This is a genomic window from Tropicimonas omnivorans, from assembly GCF_031846565.1.
GTDB lineage: Bacteria > Pseudomonadota > Alphaproteobacteria > Rhodobacterales > Rhodobacteraceae > Tropicimonas_B > Tropicimonas_B omnivorans.
In genome coordinates this window covers 219,906-238,671 of the sequence record NZ_JAVRHL010000001.1, presented here as the reverse complement: position 1 = coordinate 238,671, position 18,766 = coordinate 219,906, and the positions used below count along the sequence as shown (strand labels likewise).

Below are 18,766 nucleotides of genomic sequence, written 5' to 3'. Positions count from 1 at the left end.
CTGTGTCCCGTTGGATACCAACTCCGGGCGCGTTCCCCAAGGGAAAAGACGAGGCGATGAGGGATGGGGCGAGGTGCGGTCACCGCGACGGGCGCCTTCGCCTCAAGACCGATCCGCCCATGATGAGTACGGGTGTCGGAGATCGGAGGCCTGCCATTCCGCGGAGGTTCTGGACGAGTCGCGGCGCGTTCATCCCGCCCAGACGTGACAGGTCAGATTGCTGGTGGCGCACGTCCCGGCGCGCAGAAACGACTTCTTTCCCTGCGGCCCGCGGGGTACCAAGGCCGCGCCTCATGCGCGACGGGGCAATGTGCCCGCCATTTCCATTACGCACAGGGTGTGACAAGTATCCGGCGCATGGGGGAACCGCCCCCGCATTCAATCGTTACGCGAGCGGGTGGTGAGCGAATTTCAGGGGCGCACGCAGTGTTGGACAGGACCTATTGCGGCCCGCCGCCGTTTCCGGCTGACATCTGGACAAGCTGGAACCTCGATCCCCTCCTGCTGATCGCGCTCGTCATCCTTACGATTGCCGTGAGGCGGGAGCCCGCCGGTCTCGCGGCCGTTGCCGTTCTGATCGTCGCCTTCGTTTCTCCCCTTTGCGCCCTCTCCGCTGCGCTCTTCTCCGCGCGGGTCGTGCATCATGTTCTTCTCGTCGCTGGGGCCGCGCCGCTTCTGGCCGTGGCGCTGGGCGGACGGGCGCTGGGCGGAATCGCGATGCCCTTCGCAGTTTCGACCCTCATCCTCTGGGCGTGGCACGCCCCCGCGGCCTACGACCTCGCCCTGTCCAACGTGGCGGTCTACTGGCTGATGCAGATCACTCTTCTCGGAAGCGCCGTCTGGTTCTGGCATTCGGTCATCGCGTCCGATGGCGCGCCGGTGGAGCGGCTGGTCTTCGTCGTCGCATCCTTCGCCCAGATGGGGATGCTGGGTGCGGTGCTGACCTTCGCGCCCGATGCGCTCTACGCGGCCCATGCCGTCGCACCTTTCGACTGGGGCCTGACACCGCTGCGCGATCAGCAGCTCGGCGGGCTCATCATGTGGGTGCCCGCGGGGCTGCCCTACGCCGCGACCGCCATCGTTCTGGCGCGGCAGAGCTGGGCCGGCCTCAGAGACAACCGCGCGTGGTAGACTGGGTCGTAAACCTCGTGCCGATCTTCAAAGCGCTGCACATCGCGGCCCTCTCGCTCTGGTGCGGGGGGCTTCTGGTCCTGCCGTTCATGCTGGCGCGGGCCGATCCGAACATGCTGGCGGAGGATTACCGCATCATCCGCCGTGCGACGCATATCACCTACACGAGCTTCGTGACCCCCGCCGCCGTGATCGCGGTGATCGCGGGGACGTGGCTGATCTTCTTGCGGGAGGTCTTCGTTCCGTGGCTCTTCGCCAAGCTCGCCTTCGTCGCGCTGCTCGTCGTCGCTCATGCATGGATCGGCTACATCCTCGTGCGCGTGGCCGAGGAGCCCGGACACCACAAGCCGCCGCACCCGGTGCTGCCGGGCCTCGCCGTGGCGATCCCGGCTGTCGCGATCCTCTTCATCGTTCTCGCCAAGCCGGCTTTCGACTGGCTTACGTTCCCCGACTGGCTGCTCGAGCCGAGGGGCGGTCAGCTGCCCTTCGACGTGCCGAGCCGGTAATCGAAGACAAGTTTGCCACCATGCCATCCCGTGAACCCCACGACGCAGACGCACAGAGCCGACATGAGGATGCCGTAGGGCAGGACCGCGTCCTCGAAGCCGTAGAGCCTCAGGCCCCAGTTCGCGCCGAGGAGCGCGAGGAGTGTCACCGCAATGATGAAGTGGGTCCAGGCCGGCGCGCGGGCGCGGATGCCGGAGACGAGCAACAATTCCGCGGTTCCGGAAAAGCCGGCGAGCATGCCGAACAGGAAGCCGGTTCCGGCAGCCCAGAGCGCGGCGCGGGCCCAGAACGTATCTCCCGTCCACCAGTAGAGCATGTCCGCCCCGAGGGCGCAGAAGGTCAGCGCCACGGGAAAGGCCACGCTCATCGCGTGGATCGGGTGTCCGAGCACCGCAATCCTCGACTGGGTCTCATCGAAACCCGGCCTTTCGGCGATCGGGTCGATCAGTTCCTCATGTTCGTCGCGCGCTCTGTCGGTCGTGTCCGCCGCCATCTGAAACCCTTCCCTGCCCCGCTTCTCGCCGCCCTAACGCTTACAGCGCTCGGCGGTTGCGGGGGAGTCCTCTCGACGGTCGACCCGGCGGGGCCCGCGGCCCGGACGATTGCGCAGCTCTGGTGGGTGATGCTGGGTGGCGCGGCCCTGATCTTCGCTCTCGTGATGACGCTCCTCGTCCTGCCCTTCCTGCGCCGCGGCAGGGCGGGGAGCGAAGGCAGCCGGGTCAGGATCTGGATCGTCGGGCTCGGGCTCGTCTTCCCGATGGTCGTCCTCGCCGCGCTCCTCGCCTACGGGCTGGTGGTGGGGGAGAGGCTGCTGCCGCGGGAAACGGACGACGTCGTTCGCGTCGGCGCAGAAGGGCGCCTGTCCGCCTGGACGTTCAGCTACGAGGATGCGCCGGGCCGCGCGACTGAGGGCGTCCTGCACATTCCCGCCCGGCGTCCGGTCGATGTGGCCATCACCACGACGGACGTCATCCACAGCTTCTGGGTTCCGCGCCTTGCCGGCAAGCTCGACGCGATCCCGGGCTACGTCAACGTCCTGCGGATCGAGGCGGACGCGCCCGGCACCTACGAGGGCGTCAGCGCCGAGTTCAGCGGCCCGGGCTACGACAGCTTCACCTTCGCCGTCACCGCGCATGACGCGGATGGCTGGGAGGCCTTCCTGAGAGGCGAAACTCAATGAACGCACTCCAGCGTCACCGCAGGCTGACCGAGATCTGGGCGTCCGAGCGCGGCTTCCGCGGCTGGTTCTCCACCGTGAACCACACCGACCTCGGCCGCATGTTCCTCGTGACGGCGTTCTTCTTCTTCATCGTGGGCGGCATCCTGTCGATGCTGATCCGGGCGCAGCTCGCGACGCCGCATTCGGCGTTCGCAGGGCCGGAGATCTACAACCAGATCTTCACCATGCACGGCACGATCATGATGTTCCTCTTCGCCATCCCGACCTTCGAGGGGCTGGCGATCTACCTGCTGCCGAAGATCCTCGGCACGCGCGATCTCGCCTTCCCGCGGCTCACCGCCTACGGGTTCTGGTGCTACGTCTTTGGCGGGGCGATGCTGCTCGTCTCGATGCTGCTCGGCATCGCGCCGGACGGCGGGTGGTTCATGTATCCGCCGCTGTCGGGGCCGCTCTTCTCTCCCGGCATAAACACCGATTTCTGGCTGATCGGGATCACCTTCGTGGAGATCTCCGCGATCGCGGCGGCGGTGGAGCTGACCGTCTCGATCCTGAAGTACCGCGCGCCCGGGATGTCTCTCGACAAGATGCCGATCTTCGCCTGGTATGCCCTCGTCACCGCCCTGATGATCCTGACGGGGTTCCCGCCCCTGATCCTCGGCTCCGTGCTGCTGGAGGTCGAGCGTGCCTTCGGCCTGCCGTTCTTCCAGGTCGACCTCGGCGGTGACAGTCTCCTGTGGCAGCACCTCTTCTGGCTCTTCGGGCATCCGGAGGTCTACATCATCTTCCTGCCGGCGGCCGGCGTGATCTCCACCGTCCTGCCGGTGATGTGCCGCACGACGCTTCTCGGCTACGGCTGGATCGTCGCGGCGGCGGTGGCGCTGGCATTCCTGTCCTTCGGGCTCTGGGTCCACCACATGTTCACGACCGGCATCCCGCATATGGGGCTGGCCTTCTTCTCCGCCGCGTCGACGCTGGTGGCGGTGCCGACGGGGGTGCAGATCTTCGCGTGGATCGGCACGATGTGGAAAGGCCGGCCGGAGCTGCATCTGCCGATGCTGCACATCCTCGGCTTCTTCTTCACCTTCGTCATCGGCGGGCTGACCGGCGTCATGGTCGCCGTCGTTCCGTTCGACTGGCAGGCGCACGACACCGCCTTCATCACCGCGCACCTGCATTACGTTCTCTTCGGGGGGTTCGTCTTCCCGATCTTCGCCGGCATCTACTACTGGCTGCCGCATTTCACCGGCCGGAAGCGCTTCTTCCGGCTTGGAGAGCTTGCCTTCGGACTGATCTTCGCGGGCTTCCACGTGACGTTCCTCGCCATGCACTGGGTCGGCCTGCTTGGGCAGCGGCGGCGCATTCCGACCTATTCGCCAGAGGACGGCTGGACGACGATCAACCTGATCTCCTCGGTCGGGAGTTTCGTTTTGACCATCGGCATCGCGGTGCTGCTGATCGACGTGGTGCTGCACGTCCTGACCGCGGTGCGGGGGCGGCGCAATCCGTGGAAGGCGGGGACGCTGGAATGGGCGATGATGACCCCGGCGCCCGCCTACAACTTCGCGTCCCTGCCGCACGTGACGAGCCGGGAGCCGGTCGCCGAGGATCCCGCCCTGTGCGTCGCCCTGGCCAAGGGGGAGGGCTATCTCGGCGTGCCGCGGCATGGCTGGCGGGAGACGCTGACCGTCGAGATCGCGAGCGGCAGGCCGGATTACCACGTGATCTACCCGGCCAACACGCGCCTTCCGATCCTCATGTCCGCCGTGACGGGGGTGTTCTTCCTGTCGCTTCTGCTGAAATTCTACTGGACGATCCCGGTTGCGATGATCGGCGTCGCGATCCTCGCCTGGAGATGGGTGTGGGGACTGGGCCTCAAGGAGGATATCGCGCCGCAGGGCATCGGGCGGGGGCAGGAGGTGCCGCATGCCGCGTCCGTCGCCCGTTCGCCGGGCTGGTGGGGGACCACGTTCCTGCTGACGGCCAACGCGACCTTCTTCGGCTCGCTTCTCTTCGGCTTCGCCTTCCTCTGGACCGTGGCGCCCGGCTGGCCGCCGCCTGCATGGCTCGCGCCGTCGGCTCTCGAGCTCGGCATCGGTCTTGCCGGGATCGTGGCCGCGCCAATCGCCGCCCGCCTTGCGCGGCGGAGCGGAGCGCCGCTGCCGTTCCTCGCCATCGCGGGTGCCGGCATCCTCGCCATCGGGGCGGTCTGCGGCGCGATGATGCTGCGCACGCCAGATCCCACGGGGCACGCCTATGGCGCGACGCTCCTCGTTCTCGGCGGCTACGGGCTCTTCCACGCGGCGCTCGCCGCGCTGATGGTCGCGTTCCTCGCCGCGCGGGTCCGTCGCGGCTTCGTCTCGCCCCTGCGGCGTGCCGAGCTTCCCATCGTCGGCCTCTGGATCGATTACCTCGCGGCCATCGCCCTGCTGATCCTGCTCGCGGGGCATCTGCCGGGATTGCTGTCATGAGGGATATCATCCGCATCCTGATCGCGCCCCTCGTCTGGCTGGCGGCGTTCAGCGCGGTCTACGGCCTGCACGGTCTGATCTGCGGGTTCGGGATCGGCGGGGAGGCGTTCGGCCTGCCGCTTCCCCGCCTGCTCCTGGTGGCGGCCTACGCCGCTGCGATCCTCGTGCAGCTGCCGATCCTTTGGGCGCTCTACATGCCCCGCTTCGCCTCGCCCTCGCCCTTCGTGCGGTTCGTGAGCCGGGCGACCGGGTGGGTCGGCCTCATTGCCACGATCTGGTCGCTGCTCCCCGTGGCGATGACGAGCTACTGCGGCTGAGGGCGGGCGCGGCTCATGTCCGTCCGCCCGGCCGCCGCAGGTTCAGGGCGGCGCCTGCGATGACGAGCACACCGCCCGCCGCGAAGACGAGGCCGGGGCGCTCGCCGAAGACGATCCAGCCGGCCGCCGTCGCGAAGAGGAGCGAGGCATAGGAGACGGGCGACAGGACCGAGGCGCGGGCGGCCCGGTAGGCGCGCAGGAAACAGAGTTGTGCGATCTGCGCGAGAAGACCGATGGCGAGGATCGGCAGGTAGGACCCGGGCGCGACCGGCTCCCAGAGAATGAGCGCAGGACCGCCGGTGAAGAGACAGAGGCCCGCGGTGTAGAACAGCATCATCACCATGGTGCCCTCGTGGCGGAGGGCGCGGGTCTGGACCGTGGCCATGGCGCCGAAGAGAACGGCGAGGGCCGCCGCGCCGAGGCCGATCACCGGGACCGGTCCGAGGGCGGTCTGCCCCGGAGCGGCGATCAGCGCGACACCGCAGAGCGCGAGCGCAAGGCCCGCCCATTGCCGCCGCGCGATATTTTCTCCGAGGAGCAGCGCCGCAAGGATCATCGCGATGAAGGGCCGGGTGAACCCGACCGCGTTCACGAGCGCCAGCGGCAACTGCGTCAGGGCGTAGAAGGTCAGGCTGAGCGCGGCGGCGTTGCACGCCACACGCCCGGCATTGCGCCACGGGGACGTCATCCGCCGCAGCTGCCCCCGCCGGACCCACACGAGCGGCAGGATCACCGCAAGGCCGATGAGCGCCCGCAGAAACACCAGTTGCAGGGCAGGAAGGGACTGCCCCTGCAACTTCACCAGAACGTTGACGCCGGTCACCAGCGCCATGTCGGTCAGGAGCCATGCGATGCCGATGGCAGGGTCGTTGCGATCGGTGGCGGGGGACGGCTCGTTCGGCACCTAGCGCTCTGGCCGGACGATATTGGCCAAAAGGCGGAACGCGCCGGGGACCATGCGATCGAGCTGGTGATGGAGCACGAGAGAGACGTGTGTATGCCGGCCCTTGCCGATCGCGGCCGAGACCAGGGCGCCGGTGAGCGGTGCCTCCCCGGCGTCGGACATGGACAGAAGCGGGCTGTAGGCGTCGTCCCATTCGGCGGCGAAGTAGAGACCGCGTTCCTTCTCCCAGCCGGTCCAGTCCTCGTCGCTGATCGTGTTGGGCGTGGTGAGGATCGGGTGCGCCGGCTCGAGAACGGTGACGTCCGCCGCCTCGTCCGTGACGCGCCAGCGCAAGGAGGGCGTTCCGATCTTCAGGCGCTTCGGCGGCACCGTTTCGGGATCCCAGCCCTGATCGGGGCGCTGATAGAGGGTCACGAGCGTGCCGCCTTCGCGGACGAAGCCATGAATCGCGGGCAGGTGCGCCAGGACGTCCGGCCGTGAGGCGAGGGCGACGACACCGATGACGAGCGTGGTGTAGGCCGAAAGATCGGTGTCCTCTCCGATCCGGTCGAGATCGTGGACCTCGAGGCCCATGCGTCGCATCCACATGTCGGTCCGGTCGCTGCCGCCGCCGATCCAGCCGATCTTCGCGCCCTCCGGCAGGTCCAGATCGAGGCTGAGGACGCGCAGGGCCGCCGCTTCGCGGTAGGTGAAGGCGCCGGTATGCGCATGACGCGAGACCGTTCCGCGCATGGCCGGGCGGCCGTTCGTGCGGGGGGCGATGCGGACGAGGCCCGCGGCGGGACCCGCGGGGGGCGTCAGTTCGCCCTGGCCCTCGTTCAGCTCGAGGGACCAGCCGTCCGGCAGCTCTGTCTCGCCCGCGGACACATCGCCCCGATAGCGGAAGCGAAACGGCCGGGGAGGGTTGCCGCGGAGGTGGAGAAAGTTCGCAGGCTCCGCGTCGAAGGGAGCGGCGGGGGCGATGGTCAGGGGCTCTTCGGGATCGAGGGGCATGGCCACGGGCCTGCCGGCGAGCGTGGTGCTGAGGCGCATATGGATCGCGCCGTTGCCCCCCAAGGCCGACCAGGTCTCGGTGAACTGGGGGCTGTAGGAGGCGTCCTCGCTGGCGGTCAACTCGAAGGTTGGCGCGCCGCCGGACCCTGCCGCGGCATGGACATCTTCCGGCGTGACCACGGTGGCGGTCAGGTCTGAGGCGTCCGTCAGCGGATCGGCGGTCCGGAGGGTCAGTGTCGCGCGGCCTCCCGGCGACAGGACCGGGCTCGATGCGGTGAGGCGGGGCTCGATGCCGGAGGCCTCGATCATGGCGACCTGGAGCTCCCGCCGCTTCGCGGCGAGGCGATGGCCGTGGGACGAGATGGCGCCCGGATCGCCTGCGATCGCGGCCTCCGCGCCTTCGAGGGCGGCGTCCGCTTCGGCAAGCGCCTCCAGGATCGCGGTCCGGTCCGGGAAGGCGAGCATCGCGGCATCGATGGCGGCGGAGGCGGCCTCCAGCCCGGCCGCGGCGGCGGGCAGAAGCTGCGCCAGATCGCCGAGCGTGGCGGGCAGACCGTCGATGATCCGGGTCTCGGTCTCGCCGGCCTTCAGGTGCAGCGGCCACTCCGTCTGCGGCACATCATGCCAGCGGCCCATTCCTTGCGAGGCATGACGCAGGCGGGACCATTCGCCGATCCGGGCGAAATCCGCCCCGGTGGCGGCGTCGCGCCCGGTTGCGCGCTCGATCAGGGTGGCCTCGGGGGGCGGGACCTCGTCGTCATAGGTTCCGCCGCCACCGGGCCAGGCGGGAAGGTAGTACTTGGAGACGGTCCAGACCTTCAGGCCCTCCTCCATGTGATGCGGATAGGCGGAGGGGTCCGCCGCGAGGGGCAGGGCGGTCTCGGCGGCGCGGGTCATGGCGCGGTGGTGGCCGTGCTGGCCCGGCACGTCGAGGAAGGTCGGCACGACGATGTCGGGGCGCTCCCGGCGATAGGCCCGCACGAGCCGCTCGACGATGCGGTCTTCGCCCCAGCGCGAGAAGGTGTCGTCCCCGTCCTTGGAGAAGCCGAAATCGTGCACCGGATCCTCAGGTCCGAAGCCGAGCCACGCGATGTCGCAGTCCAGCACCCGCGCCGCTTCCTCCATCTCCCGCGTGCGGAGCGCGCCGAGCGCGCCGCCCCGTTCCGGGCCGAGCACGTTCTGACCGCCCTCGCCGCGGGTCGAGCAGGCGACGACGACCCTCATCCCCATGCCGAAGCGCAGCCAGGCCAGAAGGCCGCTCTGCTCGTCATCGGGGTGCGCGCCGGTGTTCATCATCGTGAGGACGGATCCGAGGCGGGACAGGGCGCGGTGCAGGCGCAGAAGGGCGGGGGACGCCTCGTCGCGCTCAAGGCGCTCTTGCGGTGTCATGGGTTGGCTCCCTTGGAGATGGTCTCTTGCAGCTCGGACAGTTCGAGCCGCGGCGTGATGGCGTCGTGCATGGGCAGGGCCGCGGCGCCGAGGGCCGCGGTCAGAAGTCCGCTCTGCCCGCGGATCACCGGCGGGACGGCGCGGTCGCTGCGGCGTGCCACGCTCGGACCGAAGCTCAGCCGACCTATGATCGCGTCGAGGCAGGCCGTGGGCAGTCCGCCCGACAGGATGATGGTCTCGGGGTCGAGCACGTTCTCGAGAATGGAGATCATGGGGGAGAGATGCGCGGCGGCATCCTCCAGCCACGCCGCGACAACCGGGTCGCCGTCGGGGTCGAGGCTGCCCAGGTCCTCGGCGGGAAGCGAGCGGCCAGCATCCGCAAGACGCTCCCGCAGGGCGTGGAGGGAGGCGTAGCGCTCGAGGCAGCCATTCTGGCCGCAGGGGCAGGGCCGGCCGCCGGGGGCGACGACGATATGGCCGATCTCGCCGGCATTGCCGAACGCGCCGCGCATCGGGCGCCCTTCCGAGATCAGCCCGAGGCCGATGCCGGTGCCGAAATACACGACGCAGAATTCCCTCATGTCCCGTCCGACGCCGAGGAGGGTTTCCCCCACCGCCGCCGCATTGGCATCGTTCTCGACGACCACCGGCACACCGAGGCGCTCGCGCAGCTCCGCGGCGACGTCGATGCCGGCCCAGCCGGGGAGCGTGGTCGGGCCGACGCCCGAGAAGCCCTCGATCTCGAACGGGCCCGGCATCACGAGGCCAAGGCCCATGAGGCGGCCGGGGTGGGCCGTCCGCAACCGGTCGACCAGCGCGCCTATGGCCGGAAGAAGCGCGTCCGGCCCGCTCTCCTCGATCGGGGTCACGTCCTGGTAGAGCAGCGTTCCCGCGAGATCGACGACGGTGGTGACCATCCGCGTGACGGCAAGTTCGACGCCGATGGTGAAGGCGCCGGCGGGGTTGATTTCATATTCGTGCGGCGGCTGACCGCGGCCGCGGCCCTCGCGGCGGCGCCCGGCCGTGACGATGAGGTCCGCCGCGATCAGGTCCTCGATGATGTTCGTGACGGCCTGCGGGGTCAGCTGGGTCAGCTCGGCAAGCTCCCGCCGCCCGGTGCGGCCGTGGGTGCGCAACAGGTCGAGCACGACGCGGCGGTTATGCTCGCGGCTGCGATTCGGGTTCTTGCCCCGTGCCGTTCGGCGCGGCGTCTCGGCAGGTGTCGCCATCGACAATTTCCCTTTTTTACGGGCTTTCGTGACGGGTCAGAGCGCCAGAGTGAAGGGCCTGCCCTAATAAGACAAGTTTTTTTAAGTATTGACAGAGGGCCCTCCCGGCGCCGAAGTTTGCGCCCACGACCCCGCCGCGGGTCCGATCGCGGTGCCATAACAACAGGCGCTCCCCAACTTGGAGCGGGCGCATCCAACGGAGGAATGAAATGCAGAAGCGTATTCTCATGGCCGGCATCTCGGCTGCGGCCTGCATCACGGCGGCCACCTCGGCCTCCGCGGTCGAAATCGAGTACTGGCAGTACATCTACGACACCCGCGTCGAGGCGATGGACCAGCTCATCGAGAACTTCGAGGAAGCCAACCCCGACATCACCGTCGAGCAGGTCACCTTCCCCTACGCCGACTACCAGACCCGCATCGTCGCCGCGAACATGGCGCGCAAGGGGCCGGACGTCATGCAGCTCTTCTACGGCTGGGCGGACAAGTTCATCGAGGGCAACCTCATCCAGCCGCTGCCGGAGGACACCTTCCCGGCGGCGCAGATCGAGGAAGAGTTCTTCCCCATCGTCTCCGCCATGCAGCGTGACGGCGAGTATTACGGTCTGCCGACTGCGGTGCGCTCGCTCGCGCTCTTCTGGAACAAGGATCTCTTCGAGGAGGCCGGCATCGACGGCCCGCCCGAGACGCTGGACGAGCTCGTGGAATACGGTAAGAAGCTCGCCGTCAAGAACGACGCCGGCAACTTCGAGACCGTGGGCCTCACGCTCGACATGGCCGGTCAGGATCACCAGTGGTGGCGCGAAGTGCTCGTCCGGCAGATGGGCGGCGTGCCCTACAACGACGATTACAGCCAGGTCACCTACGACGATGACGCCGCCGGCGCCGAGGCCCTGGAATTCTACACCAACCTTCAGACGGAGCACGGGATCGGCGCAGCCGGCTTCATGGACGAGGGGCAGGCCGCCTTCCGTGCCGGCCGCGCGGCCATGACGATCGACGGCACCTTCCGCCTCGGCTCGTTCAACAGCATCGAGGATTTCGAATGGGGCGTGGCCGAGCTTCCGGCCAATGAAGAGGGCGTCCAGTCCAACTACGCCAGCTACTTCGCCAACGCGATCGGCAGCAGCGCCGAGGGCGAGGAGCTCGAGGCCTCCATCAAGTTCCTCGAGTACATTTCCTCCGACGAGGCAATGCAGATCTGGCTCGAGGTCGTGGGTGAGCTTCCGGCCCGCCGCGAGGCCGCGATGACGGACGCGAACATGAACGACCCGATCTACGGGCCCTTCCTCGCCGCGCTTCCCTACGCGCACACCACGCTCTTCGTGGACGAGGCCGCGCAGCGCCAGACCGCCATCGACATGGCGAACCGCGTCTTCCTGCAGGACCAGGCGCCGGCCGATTCCGTTGCCGAGGCCGCCGAGCAGGAACAGGCCATCATCGACGACGCCCGCGATTGAGCATCGCACCCGAGCCGTCCCGGACCACTCCGGGGCGGCTCATGACCCTGCGGAGGTGAAGCATGGTCCACCCGACCGAATCCGATACCATCCCCACGCACCCGATCCAGCCCGCTCCGCGCCTGTCCATGCGGACGCGCAGCGCGATCTGGGTCTGGAGCTTCCTGGCGATCCCGGTGCTCTTCTATTGCGTGATCCGGTTCTACCCCACGTTCAACGCGTTCTGGCTGTCGCTGACGGACTGGGACCTGATGTCGGACGCCGAGTTCATCGGCTTCGAGAACTACCGCCGGATGTTCGCCGATCCCGGGTTCTGGCAGACCTTCCGCAACACCTTCGCCTACCTCATCTACGGCACGCCGATCAGCCTGCTGATCGCCTTCGTCGTCGCCTACTACCTCGACCGGGTCCGCTTCGCGCACAACTTCCTGCGCGCTCTCTACTTCATGCCCTACATCACCACCGCCGCGGCGATGGCCTGGGTCTGGCGCTGGTTCTACCAGCCGCCGCCGACGGGCCTCATCAACAGCGCGCTGGGTGAGCTCGGCTTCGGGCAGATCGAGTTCCTGGGGTCCACCACCAACGCGCTCCCGGCGATCATGGTGACGGCAATCTGGGCCGGCCTCGGCTTTCAGATCATCATCTTCATGGCCGGCCTGCGCGCCATTCCGGACACTTATTACGAGGCGGCGCGGATCGACGGGCTCGGCGAGTGGACGATCCTGCGGAAGATCACGCTGCCGCTGCTGAAACCGACCACCGTCTTCCTCGTGGTGTTCATCTCCATCGCCTTCCTGCGGATCTTCGACCAGGTCTACAACATGACCACGAACGATCCCGGCGGGCCGCTCGGCTCCACCAAGCCGCTCGTGCTGATGATCTACCAGACCGCCTTCTCCTCCTACGACATGGGCTATGCCGCCGCGCAGACGGTCGTGCTCTTCACGATCCTGCTCGTGGTGTCGCTCCTGCAGCTCTGGATACTGAGGGACCGCGCATGAGCTCCGTCACCGAAACGCCCGGGACCGGCCTTCCGATGTCCCGCATCAATCCCAAGGCCATCGTCCGCTGGACGATCCTCTTCATCGGCGGCGTGCTGATGGTCACGCCGCTGCTCTACATGTTCTCCACGTCGCTGAAGACGCCGGGGCAGATCTACGACCTGCGCCTGATCCCGTCCGCGCCGACGCTCACGAACTACATGGAGGTGCTCCGCGAGGGGGACTTCATGCGGTGGTTCATCAACTCGTCGATCGTCGCGGTCGTCGTCACCGCCTCGAACCTCTTCTTCGACAGCCTCGTCGGCTACACGCTGGCCAAGTTCAAGTTCCGGGGTCGCCGCTTCGTCTTCATCGCCATCCTCTCGACACTGATGATCCCGACGGAGATGCTCGTGATCCCGTGGTACCTGATGTCCGCGCAGTTCGGCTGGCTGGATACCTACTGGGGCATCATGTTCCCCGGCATGACGACGGCCTTCGGCACGTTCCTGATGAAGCAGTTCTTCGAGACGGTCCCGGACGACTTCCTCGAGGCGGCGCGCATCGACGGGATGAACGAGTTCACCATCTGGTGGAAGATCGCCATGCCGCTGGTCACGCCGGCCCTGTCGGCACTCGCGATCTTCACCTTCCTCGGCAACTGGACCGCCTTCTTCTGGCCGCTGATCGTGACGACCAGCAAGGACCTCTACACGCTGCCCATCGGCCTCACCTCCTTCGCGGTGGAACAGGCGATCCGCTGGGAGATGATCATGACGGGCGCCGCGCTTGCGACGATCCCGACGCTGGTGATCTTCCTGGTGCTGCAGCGCTTCATCGTCCGCGGCGTGATGCTGGCGGGGCTCAAGGGATGACCATGACCGACCCACGCCAGAGCGACGACAGTCGCTTTCCCGACCCCGTCTACCGTCGCACCGTCCTCGCGCCGCTGTTCGACCATGCCCGCACCGACCACGCGGAGGGGTTTCGCCGCATCGACCGCGCGCATCTCGTGATGCTGGCCGAGTGCGGTATCGTCGAGCCCGCCACCGCCGGTAAGATCGCCCGCGCGCTGCAGGAGATCGACGCCGAGGTCGATCCCGGAGCGCTCGAATATACCGGCGAGGTCGAGGATTACTTCTTCCTCGTGGAGGCGGAGCTGAAGGCGCGTCTCGGTCCCGATACGGGCGGCTGGCTCCATACCGCCCGCTCGCGCAACGACATCGACCACACGCTGTTCAAGATTGCGCTCAAGGGACATCTGGACGGGATGCTGACGCAGGCGAGGGCGCTTCTCGAGGCGCTGATCGGCACGGCGAAGCGGGAATCCGCGACAATCATCGTCGCCTACACCCACGGTCAGCCCGCCCAGCCGACCACGCTCGGGCATTACCTCTCCGCGGCCATCGAGGTCCTGATCCGGGATATCGAACGGCTGGAGGCCGCGCGTGCGACTTGTGACCTCTGCTCCATGGGCGCGGCCGCGATCACCACCTCCGGTTTCCCGGTGGACCGCGCCCGCGTCGCCCATCTCCTCGGCTTCGCGGCGCCCCAGCGCAATTCCTACAGTTGCATCGCGGCGGTCGACTACACGACCGGCGCCTATTCGGCGGTCGAGCTTCTGTTCCTTCACCTGGGGCGTCTGATCCAGGACCTGCAATTCTGGTCCGCCTTCGAGGTCGGCCAGATCTACGTCCCGAACGCCTTCGTGCAGATTTCGTCCATCATGCCGCAGAAGCGCAACCCGGTGCCCATCGAGCACATGCGCCACCTCTCCAGCCAGACGGTCGGCCGGGCGCGGATGATGAAGGACATCATGCACAACACCCCCTTCACCGACATGAACGACAGCGAGGGCGAGAGCCAGGCGGCGGGCTACAGCGCCTTTGCCAGCGGCGGCCGGGTGCTCGACCTGCTGGCTGCCTTCATGGGCGCGCTGAAGGTCGACGGGGCCCGTGTTGAGGCGAATATCCGGCGCTCCTGCATCACGATCACCGAGCTTGCCGATACGCTGGTGCGGCGCGAGGGGCTGTCCTTCCGGCAGGCCCACGAGATCGCGGCGGCGACGGCGCGGGACGTGGTGGCGCGGGGCGCGGATCTGCCCTCCGGCTATGCGGCCTTCTCCGCGGCATTCGAAGAGGCGACGGCCCGCGCGCCCGAGCTTGATGAAGCGGCCTTCCGCGAGGCCGCGTCCCCTGAACATTTCGTGGCGGTCCGAACCCGGTATGGCGGACCGGCCCCTGAACCAATGGCCGAAGCTCTGGCCGCCTACGAGGCCGCGCTCGGCGGTTTCGCTCGGGCAGCCAGCGACAGGACCGATCGCGAGGCGGCCGCCGCGGCCGAACTCGACAAGAAATTCTCCGAACTGCTGGAGGTGAGGTGATGGCGACGATCTCGCTCAAGAAACTGACGAAGACCTACGGCAAGACGGAGGTCATCCACGGGATCGACCTCGAGATTGCCGACGGGGAGTTCGTCGTCTTCGTCGGGCCCTCCGGCTGCGGCAAGTCGACGACGCTGCGCATGATCGCGGGCCTGGAAGAGGTCTCGGGCGGTGAGATCCGCATCGGCGATCGCGTGGTCAACGAGCTCGACCCCAAGCAGCGCAACATCGCGATGGTCTTCCAGAACTACGCGATCTACCCGCACATGACTGTCCGCGAGAACATCGCCATCGGGCTCTACACGCAGAAGCTGGACAAGGCGGAGAAGGCGCGCCGCGTCGAGAATGCGGCGGAGATCCTGGGCCTGACGAAATTCATCGACCGCCGCCCCGCAGCGCTTTCGGGCGGTCAGCGTCAGCGCGTCGCGATGGGGCGCGCCATGGTCCGCGATCCGGCCGCGTTCCTCTTCGACGAGCCCCTGTCCAACCTCGACGCGCAGCTGCGCGCGCAGATGCGGATCGAGATCAAGGCCCTGCACCAGCGCCTGGGCTCCACCATCGCCTACGTGACGCACGACCAGGTCGAGGCGATGACCATGGCGGACCGGATCGTGGTGATGAAGGACGGTCACATCCTCCAGCAGGGCCGCCCGATGGAAATCTACAGCAATCCCGTCGATGTCTTCACGGCCCGGTTCATCGGCACGCCCTCGATGAACGTCATCTCCTCCGGTCAGGCTGGAGGTGACTTCGGCGGGGATGGCGGCACGCCCCTCCTGCTCGGCGTTCGGCCGCAGGACCTTCATGTCGGCCCCGAGGCGGGCGAGGGCCACGCCCTTTCGCTATCCGGCCCCGTGACCGCTGTCGAGCCGCTCGGTCCCGAGACGCTCGTCCACTTCCAGCTCGGCGATGACACCGTTATTGGCACCGCTCCCGCCACGGAGATCCCCGAGGTCGGCAGCACCGTGACAGCCCATGCGGGCAAGGCTCACCTTCACCGCTTCGATGCGAAGACGGAGAAGGCGCTGGAGAGACGGTGATGCAGGTTTCGTCCCCGCTCCCCGGCCTCGGCGATCTGCCGCAGGCCGCGCGCCGCGCGCTCGGCACCCTCCTGGCGGATCTCGGCGGGGCGGCAGAGGCGTCCGGGTGCGACGAGCTCGCCGCCGCGGGTTGGATCCGGCAGGGAGGCGCACTCGATCCCTCCCGCGCTCTGCTCCTCGCCACGGATATCGGCGGCACCAAGGCCCAGACCGCGCTCTGCGACCTGGACGGCACCGTTCTGGCGGAAACCAAGGCCCCGACGAGCGAGGCCGGCGGGCTCGCCCTGATCGACCAGATCCTGTCCCAGCGGGATCTGCTCCTGACCGAGACCGGTGCCGGGGCCTCGCGGATCGCGGCCGCCGGGATCGGCCTTCCCGCCTCCATCCACCCCGCGACGGGGCGCCTCCATCGCGGGCCCAACATCGACGACCTCGAGACCCACGATCTCGTTCACCTCTTCGGCGATGCCCTCTCGGTGCCGGTCGCGGTCGAGAACGACGTGAACATGGCGGCGCTCGGCGAAAGCTGGCGCGGTGCGCCCTCGCGCGGCGACTGCTCCGTGTTCATCGCCATCGGCACCGGGATCGGCATGGGGACGGTGGTGCGGGGCGAACTCCTGCGCGGCGCCAGCGGTGCGGCGGGGGAGGTCGCGGCCCTGCCGATCGGCGCCGATCCGTTCGACCGGGACACCTTCCGCAACGGGGCCCTCGAGAGCGCGATTTCGAGCGCGGCACTGCTGGAGGACTACCGGGCCCGCGGCGGTACCGCCGAGGGAACGCTGAAAGACCTCTTTGCCCTCGGCCCGGACCCGGCCTTCGCCGCTGTCATCGACCGGCTGGCGACGCTGGTGGCGCAGGCGATCCTCTCGATCTGCTCGATCCTCGATCCCGGCCGCGTCGTTCTCGGCGGCAGCGTCGGCTCCCGCCCGGAACTCCTCGCGCTTCTCGAGGAAAAACTCGCCCTTTGCATGCCGGAGCCGCCCGAATGCCGGATCAGCACGCTGGGGAACCGCGCCGGCGTCGTCGGTGCGGCCCGTGCCGCCCGTCTGAGATTGGCGCAGACCCTGTCATGACCCACGCTCCCGAGCTGACCATCCTCGATGACGGCGATGCCGTCACCTCCGAAGCTGCCCGGATGATCGCGGCAGTGATCGCCGACACTCCCGGCGCCGTCCTCGGCCTTGCCACGGGCCGTACGCCGCTGGCCGTCTATGCCAGGTTGCGGGAGGACGCGGCGGCGGGAAAGCTGAGCTTCGAGGGGGTCCGCAGCTTCAATCTCGACGAGTATCTCGGCCTCCCGCCGGAGCACCCGGCGAGCTACCACAGCTACATGCGCCGCGAGTTCTTCGATCACGTCGATCTGCGCGCCGGCGACTGGCATCTGCCAGACGGCATGGCGGACGATCCGGCGGCGGCGGGCGGGCGCTACGAGGTGGCGATCCGGCAGGCCGGCGGGATCGACCTGCAACTCCTCGGGATCGGCGAGAACGGGCATATCGGCTTCAACGAACCGGGTGCGCCCTTCGACAGCCGGACCCGGAAGGTCGCCCTCGCCGCGTCGACGATCGCGGCCAACGCTTCCGAGTTTCCGGACGGTCAGACGCCGCCCTCGCACGCGCTGACCATGGGCATCGCCACGATCCTCGAGGCGCGCCGCATCGTCCTTCTGGCAACGGGGTCGAAAAAGGCGAAAGCCCTCGACGCGATGCTGTCGGGGACGATCGATCCGGCGGTTCCAGCGTCCGCCCTCAGACTGCACCCGGCGGTCACGATCCTCTGCGACAAGGAGGCAGCCTCCTGCCTTCAGGACGGGAACGCCGCGGTTCGGTAGCCGGCATCGCGGGCGGAGAGCGAACTAGCGCGGTATCCCGACGGTCCGGGGCGGCTTCGGTCGCCCCCTTCCATTTCCTGCGTCCAGACACCCCCGATTCCGTGAATTGACCTCCGGGCGCTCGCGCGTGAGGGTAGGTCGTTCACGGTTGAACGGAAGGTGAGACATGTTCGCGTTGCGACAGCACCATCTCGTCGAGGCTCAGTGGCACCTGGCCCTCTGCAAGCCGAACCAGCACAAAGCCGCGCAACACTCCCTCGAGCGGATCGGGTGCGACGTGTTCATCCCCCGGCATCGGGCTGAACGGCGCTGGCGCGGCAAGGTGATCGCCCAAGAGCGGCCGATCTTCGCCGGCTACATCTTCTTCGCCATGGATCCCGCTCATCCGTCCTGGCCCAAGGTCAAATCGGCGCGCGGCGTGTCCCGCGTCGTGACATCGGCGTCGGGAGCGCCCGCCATCGTTCCGCCGCAGGTTGTCGCGGGCCTGATGGCGCGATGCGACCCGGAGGGGCTCTTGCAGCCGGAGATCGCCGAATTCGGGGCCGGAGACACGATCAGGATCGTCAGCGGCCCGTTTGCGGACTTCGTGACTTCCGTCGAGAGCATCGATTCGGACGCGCGCCTGCATGTTCTGCTGGACCTGCTCGGACGCCCGACACGGGTGAAACTCGATCCGGCGTCCACGAGCATCCTGCAAGACTGACATGCGCGGCATGGCGCGCGGCCACCTCGCGCGGTCCCTGAGTCCCGGCGCAGACCGGGGCCGAACCTGTCGATCCCCCGCGGTCCACCGCATCTTGCATAGTCTGGAGTCAGTGGTGAGCCGTACAGGATTCGAACCTGTGACCCACTGATTAAAAGTCAGTTGCTCTACCAACTGAGCTAACGGCCCACTCGAGGCGCGGACCTACGGAACGGTGGCGCGGGGGTCAAGTGCAAAAACGGTCCCTATGG

General features: G+C 68.0%; 17 protein-coding genes and 1 tRNA gene. 13 read left to right on the top strand and 5 right to left on the bottom strand.

Annotation, left to right across the window (positions count from 1 at the left end):
* Positions 1-426: 426 nt before the first annotated feature.
* Positions 427-1,131: a cytochrome c oxidase assembly protein gene (locus RM543_RS01200; protein ID WP_311688847.1), complete on the top strand. Its 705-nt coding sequence runs from the start codon at positions 427-429 to the stop codon at positions 1,129-1,131.
* Positions 1,125-1,637, top strand: coding sequence for a CopD family protein (locus RM543_RS01195; protein WP_311688845.1), 513 nt, complete (start codon positions 1,125-1,127; stop codon positions 1,635-1,637). Before RM543_RS01200 ends, RM543_RS01195 begins: the two co-directional genes overlap by 7 nt.
* Here RM543_RS01195 and RM543_RS01190 read toward each other — a convergent pair.
* Positions 1,607-2,131, bottom strand: a complete 525-nt coding sequence (locus tag RM543_RS01190; RefSeq protein ID WP_311688843.1) for a DUF2231 domain-containing protein — start codon at positions 2,129-2,131, stop codon at positions 1,607-1,609. The two genes, RM543_RS01195 and RM543_RS01190, sit on opposite strands and share 31 nt — an antisense overlap.
* A gap of 129 nt (positions 2,132-2,260) precedes the next feature.
* Between RM543_RS01190 and RM543_RS01185 the strand changes: the two genes are divergently transcribed.
* Genes RM543_RS01185 through RM543_RS01175 form a run of 3 tightly spaced genes read left to right on the top strand, consistent with a single transcriptional unit; the run spans position 2,261 to position 5,603 of the window.
* Complete coding sequence (locus RM543_RS01185) at positions 2,261-2,818, top strand: cytochrome c oxidase subunit II (RefSeq protein ID WP_311688841.1); 558 nt, start codon at positions 2,261-2,263, stop codon at positions 2,816-2,818.
* A complete protein-coding gene (gene ctaD, locus RM543_RS01180; RefSeq protein WP_311688839.1) occupies positions 2,815-5,286 on the top strand; it encodes a cytochrome c oxidase subunit I in 2,472 nt (823 codons plus the stop codon). The genes RM543_RS01185 and ctaD overlap by 4 nt, the downstream gene beginning before the upstream one ends.
* Positions 5,283-5,603, top strand: coding sequence for a hypothetical protein (locus RM543_RS01175; protein WP_311688837.1), 321 nt, complete (start codon positions 5,283-5,285; stop codon positions 5,601-5,603). The genes ctaD and RM543_RS01175 overlap by 4 nt, the downstream gene beginning before the upstream one ends.
* A gap of 13 nt (positions 5,604-5,616) precedes the next feature.
* On the opposite strand, the gene RM543_RS01170 is transcribed toward RM543_RS01175, so the two are convergent.
* From RM543_RS01170 to RM543_RS01160, 3 genes are read right to left on the bottom strand one after another with little or no spacing between them, the layout of a single operon-like run.
* Entirely contained in the window at positions 5,617-6,507 is an 891-nt protein-coding gene (locus RM543_RS01170; protein WP_311688835.1) for a DMT family transporter, read from the bottom strand.
* Positions 6,508-8,889: a PIG-L family deacetylase gene (locus RM543_RS01165; protein ID WP_311688833.1), complete on the bottom strand. Its 2,382-nt coding sequence runs from the start codon at positions 8,887-8,889 to the stop codon at positions 6,508-6,510.
* Entirely contained in the window at positions 8,886-10,118 is a 1,233-nt protein-coding gene (locus RM543_RS01160) for an ROK family transcriptional regulator (protein ID WP_311688831.1), read from the bottom strand. The genes RM543_RS01165 and RM543_RS01160 overlap by 4 nt, the downstream gene beginning before the upstream one ends.
* Positions 10,119-10,327: 209 nt before the next feature.
* Here RM543_RS01160 and RM543_RS01155 point away from each other — a divergent pair, with 209 nt between their 5' ends.
* The 8 genes from RM543_RS01155 to nusG all read left to right on the top strand — a co-directional run bounded on the left by RM543_RS01155 (position 10,328) and on the right by nusG (position 18,515).
* A complete protein-coding gene (locus tag RM543_RS01155) occupies positions 10,328-11,578 on the top strand; it encodes a sugar ABC transporter substrate-binding protein (protein ID WP_311688829.1) in 1,251 nt (416 codons plus the stop codon).
* 62 nt (positions 11,579-11,640) lie between these two features.
* Positions 11,641-12,579 (top strand): carbohydrate ABC transporter permease, encoded by a 939-nt coding sequence (locus RM543_RS01150; protein WP_311688827.1) that lies wholly within the window; start codon positions 11,641-11,643, stop codon positions 12,577-12,579.
* A complete protein-coding gene (locus RM543_RS01145; protein WP_432280421.1) occupies positions 12,576-13,433 on the top strand; it encodes a carbohydrate ABC transporter permease in 858 nt (285 codons plus the stop codon). Before RM543_RS01150 ends, RM543_RS01145 begins: the two co-directional genes overlap by 4 nt.
* Before the next feature lie 2 nt (positions 13,434-13,435).
* A complete protein-coding gene (argH, locus tag RM543_RS01140; RefSeq protein ID WP_311688825.1) occupies positions 13,436-14,941 on the top strand; it encodes an argininosuccinate lyase in 1,506 nt (501 codons plus the stop codon).
* Positions 14,941-15,981 (top strand): ABC transporter ATP-binding protein, encoded by a 1,041-nt coding sequence (locus tag RM543_RS01135; protein ID WP_311688823.1) that lies wholly within the window; start codon positions 14,941-14,943, stop codon positions 15,979-15,981. Before argH ends, RM543_RS01135 begins: the two co-directional genes overlap by 1 nt.
* Complete coding sequence (locus RM543_RS01130) at positions 15,981-17,054, top strand: ROK family protein (RefSeq protein WP_311688821.1); 1,074 nt, start codon at positions 15,981-15,983, stop codon at positions 17,052-17,054. The genes RM543_RS01135 and RM543_RS01130 overlap by 1 nt, the downstream gene beginning before the upstream one ends.
* A complete protein-coding gene (gene nagB / locus RM543_RS01125) occupies positions 17,051-17,812 on the top strand; it encodes a glucosamine-6-phosphate deaminase (RefSeq protein ID WP_311688819.1) in 762 nt (253 codons plus the stop codon). Before RM543_RS01130 ends, nagB begins: the two co-directional genes overlap by 4 nt.
* A 166-nt stretch (positions 17,813-17,978) precedes the next feature.
* Positions 17,979-18,515 carry a transcription termination/antitermination protein NusG gene (gene nusG, locus RM543_RS01120; protein WP_311688817.1) on the top strand — a complete coding sequence of 179 codons (537 nt, stop codon included), beginning with the start codon at positions 17,979-17,981 and terminating at the stop codon, positions 18,513-18,515.
* 113 nt (positions 18,516-18,628) lie between these two features.
* On the opposite strand, the gene RM543_RS01115 is transcribed toward nusG, so the two are convergent.
* Positions 18,629-18,704: transfer RNA gene (locus tag RM543_RS01115), tRNA-Lys, on the bottom strand.
* Between the last annotated feature and the right edge of the window lie 62 nt (positions 18,705-18,766).

Coding starts and splice junctions, on each gene's coding strand:
- RM543_RS01190 (WP_311688843.1), bottom strand. CDS start 2,131: ATGGCGGCGGACACGACCGACAGAGCGCGCGACGAACATGAGGAACTG.
- RM543_RS01185 (WP_311688841.1), top strand. CDS start 2,261: ATGCTGGGTGGCGCGGCCCTGATCTTCGCTCTCGTGATGACGCTCCTC.
- ctaD (WP_311688839.1), top strand. CDS start 2,815: ATGAACGCACTCCAGCGTCACCGCAGGCTGACCGAGATCTGGGCGTCC.
- RM543_RS01175 (WP_311688837.1), top strand. CDS start 5,283: ATGAGGGATATCATCCGCATCCTGATCGCGCCCCTCGTCTGGCTGGCG.
- RM543_RS01165 (WP_311688833.1), bottom strand. CDS start 8,889: ATGACACCGCAAGAGCGCCTTGAGCGCGACGAGGCGTCCCCCGCCCTT.
- RM543_RS01160 (WP_311688831.1), bottom strand. CDS start 10,118: ATGGCGACACCTGCCGAGACGCCGCGCCGAACGGCACGGGGCAAGAAC.
- RM543_RS01155 (WP_311688829.1), top strand. CDS start 10,328: ATGCAGAAGCGTATTCTCATGGCCGGCATCTCGGCTGCGGCCTGCATC.
- RM543_RS01150 (WP_311688827.1), top strand. CDS start 11,641: ATGGTCCACCCGACCGAATCCGATACCATCCCCACGCACCCGATCCAG.
- RM543_RS01145 (WP_432280421.1), top strand. CDS start 12,576: ATGAGCTCCGTCACCGAAACGCCCGGGACCGGCCTTCCGATGTCCCGC.
- argH (WP_311688825.1), top strand. CDS start 13,436: ATGACCGACCCACGCCAGAGCGACGACAGTCGCTTTCCCGACCCCGTC.
- RM543_RS01135 (WP_311688823.1), top strand. CDS start 14,941: ATGGCGACGATCTCGCTCAAGAAACTGACGAAGACCTACGGCAAGACG.
- RM543_RS01130 (WP_311688821.1), top strand. CDS start 15,981: ATGCAGGTTTCGTCCCCGCTCCCCGGCCTCGGCGATCTGCCGCAGGCC.
- nagB (WP_311688819.1), top strand. CDS start 17,051: ATGACCCACGCTCCCGAGCTGACCATCCTCGATGACGGCGATGCCGTC.
- nusG (WP_311688817.1), top strand. CDS start 17,979: ATGTTCGCGTTGCGACAGCACCATCTCGTCGAGGCTCAGTGGCACCTG.